10 protein-coding genes and 1 pseudogene are annotated in these 6,612 nt (G+C 63.9%); 6 read left to right on the top strand and 5 right to left on the bottom strand.

All coding sequences use genetic code 11. From position 1 onward, the window contains the following. Positions 1 to 374, top strand: a 374-nt coding sequence (locus LH128_RS19965) for an outer membrane protein (RefSeq protein ID WP_008831494.1), incomplete at its 5' end; no start/stop codon positions are given. Between the two features lie 89 nt (positions 375 to 463). On the opposite strand, the gene LH128_RS19960 is transcribed toward LH128_RS19965, so the two are convergent. The 5 genes from LH128_RS19960 to copC form a co-directional block, all read right to left on the bottom strand. After that, a complete protein-coding gene (locus LH128_RS19960) occupies positions 464 to 697 on the bottom strand; it encodes a hypothetical protein (protein WP_236727446.1) in 234 nt (77 codons plus the stop codon). Positions 698 to 718: 21 nt separating this feature from the next. After that, on the bottom strand, positions 719 to 841 hold the full coding sequence (locus LH128_RS34685; RefSeq protein ID WP_008831492.1) for a hypothetical protein: 123 nt from the start codon (positions 839 to 841) through the stop codon (positions 719 to 721). Between the two features lie 349 nt (positions 842 to 1,190). Beyond that, the gene (locus LH128_RS19955; RefSeq protein WP_008831491.1) at positions 1,191 to 1,616 is read right to left on the bottom strand and encodes a polyketide cyclase; all 426 of its coding nucleotides are present in this window, start codon (positions 1,614 to 1,616) and stop codon (positions 1,191 to 1,193) included. A 127-nt stretch (positions 1,617 to 1,743) separates the two neighbouring features. Continuing rightward, positions 1,744 to 2,610, bottom strand: a complete 867-nt coding sequence (gene copD / locus LH128_RS19950; RefSeq protein WP_008831490.1) for a copper homeostasis membrane protein CopD — start codon at positions 2,608 to 2,610, stop codon at positions 1,744 to 1,746. Between the two features lie 10 nt (positions 2,611 to 2,620). Continuing rightward, positions 2,621 to 3,001, bottom strand: a complete 381-nt coding sequence (gene copC / locus LH128_RS19945) for a copper homeostasis periplasmic binding protein CopC (RefSeq protein ID WP_008831489.1) — start codon at positions 2,999 to 3,001, stop codon at positions 2,621 to 2,623. Positions 3,002 to 3,176: 175 nt separating this feature from the next. Here copC and LH128_RS19940 point away from each other — a divergent pair, with 175 nt between their 5' ends. The 5 genes and pseudogenes from LH128_RS19940 to LH128_RS19920 all read left to right on the top strand — a co-directional run. Next, the gene (locus LH128_RS19940; protein ID WP_172705117.1) at positions 3,177 to 3,452 is read left to right on the top strand and encodes a hypothetical protein; all 276 of its coding nucleotides are present in this window, start codon (positions 3,177 to 3,179) and stop codon (positions 3,450 to 3,452) included. A gap of 2 nt (positions 3,453 to 3,454) precedes the next feature. After that, the gene (locus tag LH128_RS19935; protein WP_008831487.1) at positions 3,455 to 3,895 is read left to right on the top strand and encodes a periplasmic heavy metal sensor; all 441 of its coding nucleotides are present in this window, start codon (positions 3,455 to 3,457) and stop codon (positions 3,893 to 3,895) included. Positions 3,896 to 3,902: 7 nt separating this feature from the next. Continuing rightward, entirely contained in the window at positions 3,903 to 4,475 is a 573-nt protein-coding gene (locus LH128_RS19930) for an RNA polymerase sigma factor (RefSeq protein WP_008831486.1), read from the top strand. Between the two features lie 25 nt (positions 4,476 to 4,500). Further along, the gene (locus tag LH128_RS19925; protein ID WP_008831485.1) at positions 4,501 to 6,279 is read left to right on the top strand and encodes a copper resistance system multicopper oxidase; all 1,779 of its coding nucleotides are present in this window, start codon (positions 4,501 to 4,503) and stop codon (positions 6,277 to 6,279) included. Next, positions 6,279 to 6,612: pseudogene (locus LH128_RS19920) on the top strand (copper resistance protein B); the annotation flags it as partial. The gene LH128_RS19925 and the pseudogene LH128_RS19920, both read left to right, overlap by 1 nt.

The raw sequence follows: 6,612 nt of genomic DNA, 5'->3' as shown, positions 1-6,612 counted from the left end.
GTGCCCGGCTCGGCGTGACAACGCGCAGCGGCATCATGCCCTATGTGACGGGCGGCCTGTCCTACGCCAAGGTGAGCAACAGCTTCGCGACCAGCAACGGGGCGAACAGCTTTACCGAAGTCAACCGCAAGGAAGATGCCTGGGGCTGGAACGTCGGCGGCGGCGTGGAAGCGAAGGTCGCGCGGAACTTCTCGATCGGCGCGCGCTATCTCTATACCCGCTACAATGCCGACGATTACCGTGTCGATGTCGGCGCGGGCACGGCTCCGCCGACCAACCCCTTCCGCATAACACCTTCCGGTGGGGCGAGCATCAATCGCGGCGACAAGTTCGATACCCAGAGCGTGATGGTGACCAGCAGTCTGCGTTTCTGATCAGTTCGATTGCAAGACATGGCCGCCGCGTTGAACTCTCGACGCGGCGGCTATTGCGACAGGAAAGGGGCGCAATGACGAATGGCGCTTCAACCTGATGGAGTGATCCGCCAGACCGTGTTCGACAAGTCGTCGGCGACCCGCAGCGCGCGGCGGACCGGATCGTAGGTCGCGCCTACCGCACACCCCCGGGACTTGCCGTCGGGTCCTATGAACCCGATCACGAATTCGCGCGGCTTGCCAGAAGGACGGCCGTTCGTGAAGGGAAACCATACCACCTTGTATCCCAGCCAGCTGGCGGTGATGCCAACTGCCGTGCTCACCTTCCGCACCATCTCGGGCTTCTACGGATGGACGCGCGGGTCTGCGTGATTGCCGTAGTAGCTATAGGGCCAGCCATAGAACGCGCCCGGATTAACCGAAGTCACGTAGTCCGGCACGAGATCGGCGGCACGCAGATCGCGCAAGGCCGCGTCGGTCCAGCGGATCTCGTCGTTGCTGACGTAGGATGCAGGGTCGTCAGGCGCTTCGGAAGCAGGACCGCATGCCGCCAGCGCTCAAGTCACGGGCAGCAGCGAAGAAGCGATCGACCTATTGCGCTCGGAAATCTCCTTGCAAGACTTCGATTACAATCGGTTGTAGCAGCATATGTTGCTTGCGGCGCAAAACGATGCGTATCGACCGGCTGCGCGGGAGCAGCTCGCACGGCAGCGACAGCGCGCCTGTGAACTCGCCGCGACGCCCATTCGTGAACGATCTCGGACGAACGCTCGGTGGGGCAGGCAGCCTTGGCCTCAGGTGTCTCGAGACTGCCGGTCACGCCTGGCCGCTTTGGGGAGGCTCACGGCTTTCCAGCAGGTGCTTTAGCGCGGCGAGATCCTTCTCGACCATCGCGGCGTCCTGATCGAAATCGGCTTCGCTCATGCCCGGCTGCCGGAACAGCGTGAACGCCACCTGTGTGCCGGTCCCGTTCTCGATCATGCGCAGCGGGATGTAGATGACGGGCTTGCCCGGCAGCGTGACCCAATGGTCGAGCACGCCGAATTCATTGGGAGGGCTGAACCTGATCGTGGCCTCCCCCAGCGGTGTCTCTGCCCTCCACGTTTTGCCTTCGCGGTGAAGAGAGGACGACATGCCTTCCGCCCATTCCGGAAAGTTTTCGGGCTGGCTGGCAAAGGCGTAGGCCTCTTTCATGGAACGATCGATCGTCAGGCCGATCAGGCGGGCTTCGAGACTTGCCATCGCACAACTCCTTTGCCGGTATTCCGCGCGCGCCTCTGCGGGCCGGGGCAAAGGCGTTGGCCGATCGTATCGTCAAAGTTTGCTGGGCGACATCGGGAAAGCTGCCGCCATGTCCCGATGAGCGTGATCACGCGCTGGATGGCGAGAGCTGGCCGGCGTAGGCCACTATGATTATGACCGTGATCGCACAGGCAGTTTCCAGGGCCAGCGACCATTTGAGCATTGTGACAGCGCTCGGCGAGCCCGCGACAACCGATGGAACCAAACGCCATCTGTTGAGAGCGGCAAAGCCAAGCATTGCGCCGAAAAACAGGATTTTGGCGCCGATAAGCGAAAGCCAAGATCCGTATGACAAAGTGCCGAGGCCGTCTTTTGACGGATCAGCGATCAACCAGGCGTTAACGAGACCGGAGCCGATCAGCGCGGCGACGACAATGGTTCCGGCGTCGGCGAATTCGGCAAGATCGCATATCACCTGTGCGGGCTCCAACCCGCAGAACAGCCGCGTGGTGAACGACAGGAGCGCACCTAGCCAGAGCGCCGCGGCGAACAGATGGATGACGTCGCTGGCGTGAAGCAATGTTCCCGATGCTCCTTCACCCGCGCCAGCGTGACCTGCCCAGGCCGATGTCGCAAGGGCGAGAAGCGCGAAGACGGAAAGTAGCCACGGAGTGGGACGCCATGCGAGCGCAGCGCAAAACAGCACCAGAAATGCCAGGCGTGTCTGCACTACGTTTCCCAACGGTGTTGCCCGCAGGACCATGAAGACGGTTTCGGTGTCGAGCTCGTGCAGTTCCACCCCTGCCATGGCTGCCACATTGACGATCGCCCATGCTGCGGAAGCGACGATGGCAATGACCGCTATGCACAGAAGAACGATGCGCCGGGCCGGATCGTATGGCGGCCTGCGCCGGATCGTCCCGTAAAAGGGTAGCCCCGCCGCTGCCAACAGAAACAAGTAACTTGTGAAACGGGCGACGACGAGGGCGTTCACGCAAGCGCCCTTAGCGAACCGTGAAAGTATAGGAGCCCTCGACCCGGTGCTGGTCGGCGGCTACGGCATGCCAGGACAGCATATAGCTCCCGGTCGGCAGGGGGCGGGGGAGGGCGACCGAAAGGATCTTGCCGTTTGCCTTGGCGGTAATGCCCTTGATCGGCATCGGCTTGTGATCGGCCATGCCCGGCATACCCGTCATGACGAGGTCGACACCTGATAGCGGCCCGACGAGATCTTCTGAAAACGTGAGCGAGATCGCGTTGGCCTTGCCGACCGTCGCGTTTGCCGCCGGCATTGCGTTCACGAGCTTGGGATGGGCGAATACGATGGAAGGGGCGGCGGCAACGGCAAGGGCCAGGGCGGCGGCGGTAAGGGAAACCAGGCGCATGGAATGTCCTTTATCCAGTCGGGGAAGGATTCCGACCGACTTGCACCTGAAGATACGCGGCTGTCCGTTGCATCCCTCAAACACCGCTGGAGAATTTTCGCGCCTTCCGGCACTGAGGGATGTGCGCAGGCTTCGCGTATAAAGGGACGTGATGGATCATGGCGAGACTGGGCAGATGAACGACCTTGAGGATATGTTCGGCATCTTGCGTGACGAGCGAATGCCCGATGCGCTGTCCTCTATCAACGGCGCCGTGCTGGCCGGGGTTGCGGCCGGGCAGCAGCGTCTGGCGGTTCGTCGTGGTCTGCTGACGGGGTGCGGCGTGGCGATCATAGTAGGGCTGTTTGGCGCTTATTCCCAGCAACCGTCCGTCTTCGATCTGGGGCGCAACGACCGCGACGCGTTACTGACGATACCCGATGCCGCGCCCTCCCGAATTCTGAAAGTCTGAGCATGGTGTCGCTTTATCGGTATTGCGTCGTAGCGGTTGCAACGGCCCTGATGACGCTGGCGGCGCTGTGGATCGGACAGAGCCTGCGGGCAAACATGTCGGGTGAAAGCGGTCTGCATGTTGTGCTTCATCACGATCTCACGCTGGATGCGGAACAAGGGCGTCGTATCGACAAGCTGGAGCAGGATTTTTCGGTACACCGCCGCAGAATCGAAACCGAGATGCGCGCCGCCAATGCCGATCTGGCCGCTGCGATCACCCGCGAACATGCCTATGGCCCCGATGTGGAAAAGGCGATCGACCGCTCGCACATGGCCATGGGTGAATTGCAGAAGGCGACGCTGCAGCATGTCTTCGCCATGCGCAGGGTGCTGCGTTCCGACCAGACCGGCCGTTTCGACAAGGCCGTGGCAAAGGCCCTGACGTCGCCGCCGCAGGACTGACGCTGCGGTGACGGGTTCCGCTTCCAAGGACGATGCCAGAGACGATGCAGCCGCCGTGGCGGCAGCGCTGGCGGGGAAACAGTTCGGGTTCGACGTGCTTATGGAGGCGCATCGCAGCGCGGTGTTCCGCATGGTGCGCGGCTATCTGGACCATGAGGCCGATGCGCTGGACGTCACGCAGGACAGCTTCGTGGCCGCGTTCCTGTCGCTGCATCGCTATGATCCGGCACGGCCGTTCCGCGCCTGGCTTCTGCGCATCGCGCTCAACAAGTGCCGCGACTGGACGCGGCGGCGCGCGGTGCGGCGACTGTTCGCCTTCGCGCTACCGATCGAGGATGCCGCGCACGTGCCCGATGCACAGCCCGATCCGGAGGCGGCGTTGAAGTCCCGGCAGGAAGTCGCGCGGATTCACGCCGCCATCGCAGCCCTGCCCGATACGCTCAAGGAGCCGCTGCTGCTTTGCGCCATGGAGGGGCTGCCGCAGGACGAAGCCGCCGCGATCCTGGGCGTCAGCCGCAAGGCGGTGGAAACGCGCATCTACCGCGCGCGGCAGAAATTGTCGCACCTTGTCGAGGGATAGGGCGTCCGCTGACGTATTGAGAGGCATGACTTCGCCGGACTTCACCACCATCGCCCTCGATCGCCGCCGCCTTCTCGCCATGGGCGGGGCGCTGGCGGGTACTCTCGGCTTGTCCCGGCTGTTCCCGGCATGGGCGCGCAGCGGAACCGCCGGAATCGCCCATGCCGCTGCCGGATCGGGCGTGCTATCGGGCGAGAGCATCGCGCTGCAGATCGCCGAAAGCCACTTCGCCACCGGTAGCCGCTCGGGCCATACGGTGACCGTCAACGGCACTTTGCCCGCTCCGCTGCTGCGCCTGCGCGAAGGACAGACGGTGCGCATCGCCGTAACCAACCGGCTGCGGGAGCAGACATCGATCCACTGGCATGGCCTGCTGGTGCCGTTCCAGATGGACGGCGTGCCCGGGATCAGCTTCCCCGGCATCGATCCCGGCGAGACCTTCACGTACGAGTTCGCGCTGCGTCATTCGGGTACGTTCTGGTATCATTCGCATTCCGGCATGCAGGAGGCGATGGGCCTGTTCGGCCCGATCGTCATCGACCCCGCCGCATCCGATGCGTTGGCCTTCGAGCGCGAACATGTGCTGGTCCTGAGTGACTGGAGCCCGATCCACCCGCACGAGCAGATGCGCCGCCTCAAGATGTTGAGCGGCTATTTCAACCGTCAGAAGCAGACACTGGAAGGACTGGTGGCGGGCCGCGACCAGTCGCTGTCCGATCGCGTTGCCTGGGGCCAGATGCGGATGGATGCCAGCGACATCTCCGACGTGACGGGGTCGACGTACAGCTTCCTGATCAACGGCCATGGCACGGCGGAGAACTGGACAGGGCTGTTCGCTCCGGGGGAGCGGGTACGCCTGCGGGTGATCAATGCGTCGTCGATGACCAATTTCAACTTCCGTATTCCCGGCCTGCCGCTGATGGTGGTGGCGGCGGACGGCAACCTGGTCCAGCCGGTCGAGACGGACGAAGTGCAGATCGCCATCGCCGAAACGTACGACTTCATCATCGAGCCGGGGGCCGAGCAAAGCTATGGCATCATTGCCGAGGCGCTCGATCGTTCCGGGCAGGTCCGCGCGACCCTGGCACAGCGTATGGGTCTGGCTGCGTCGGTGCCGCAGCTTCGCAAGCGCCCGCTCCTGACCATGCGCGACATGGGCATGGACATGTCCGGCATGGACATGGGGCAGGACGGCGAGATCGACCTGTCCAAGCCCGCGAACGAGAGCATGTCGGGCCATTCCATGAAGATGCGCGATGCTTCTGTGGCGCCGTCCGTGAAGATGGGACCGGGTGTCGCCACGCTATCGCCGATGCCGGTGGACCGGCTGGCGGATCGTCCCACCGGGCTGGAGAACGTCGAGCATCGTGTGCTGACGTATGCGGACCTGCGTTCGCGCGATCCGAACCCCGATCCGCGCGTGCCGACGCGGCAGGTGGAGGTGCACCTGACCGCCAACATGGAACGCTACATGTGGTCGATGGACGGCACCGCAATGTCGCAAAACCCAGCGCCGATCCCCTTCCGGCTTGGCGAGCGGGTGCGCGTCACCCTGATCAACGACACGATGATGCCGCATCCGATCCACCTGCACGGGCACTTCTTCGAACTGGTACAGGGCGATCCCGGACACCGCGCGCGCAAGCACACGGTCAACGTCCTGCCAGGCGGCAAGGCGGCGTTCGACCTGACGGCGGACGCGGAAGGCGACTGGGCCTTTCACTGCCACATGCTGCTGCACATGCATGCAGGCATGATGCGCGTGGTCACCGTACGGCGCGATTCGGCGCAGGGAGAAGGCTGATGGCGCTGCGCAAGGCACTGCTGCCGATCCTTCTCGCGGCCGCTCCCGTACCGGCTTGGGGTCAGGATCACGCGGGGATGGACCATTCCATGATGGACATGTCGGCGAACGAGGCGCCTGCGGATCAGCCGGGCGATGCGCCAGCGCCGCTGCCGCCGCAGGACCACGCCGCCGACCACGTGTTCGCACCCGAACGGATGGCCGCATCGCGCAGCGCGATGATCGGCGAGATGGATTTCAGCACTTTCGCGCTCCAGATCGACCGGCTGGAATATCGGGCGGCCAACGGCAAGGACGGCTTCGGCTGGGACGGGCAGGCCTGGTACGGCGGCG

The organism is Sphingomonas sp. LH128, assembly GCF_000293195.2.
Taxonomy (GTDB): domain Bacteria; phylum Pseudomonadota; class Alphaproteobacteria; order Sphingomonadales; family Sphingomonadaceae; genus Novosphingobium; species Novosphingobium resinovorum_A.
Note: the sequence above shows the minus strand (reverse complement) of the source record. Positions and strands in the feature narration are given on the sequence as shown.